Genomic DNA, 250 nt, shown 5'->3' with positions numbered 1-250 from the left:
CGGAACGGCTGCCGCTTCCGAAGCGCGGGTCAATGTCGCCGACAAGCGCATCATCAACGGCCAGACCGAGGTCAATCAGTTGGTGCCGTTCAAATACAAGAGGGACCGGGAAAAGTATCTGGCTGGTTGCGCCAACCACTGGATGCCGCAAGAAGTGAACATGTCGCGCGACATCGCCCTCTGGAAAGACCCGAACGGGCTGACCGAAGACGAGCGCCGCATCGTCAAGCGCAACCTGGGCTTCTTCGTG

General features: G+C 60.0%; 1 protein-coding gene. It reads left to right on the top strand.

Features of this window, described 5'->3' with window-relative positions; translation table 11 throughout:
* On the top strand, positions 1-250 hold a 250-nt coding region (locus SB771_RS36040; protein WP_410722167.1), incomplete at both ends, for a ribonucleotide-diphosphate reductase subunit beta.

It is taken from the genome of Burkholderia sp. SIMBA_051, from assembly GCF_046534915.1.
Taxonomy (GTDB): domain Bacteria; phylum Pseudomonadota; class Gammaproteobacteria; order Burkholderiales; family Burkholderiaceae; genus Burkholderia; species Burkholderia ambifaria.
The sequence above is the reverse complement of the archived record's forward strand: the minus strand, read 5'-3'. Positions and strand labels throughout refer to the sequence as shown.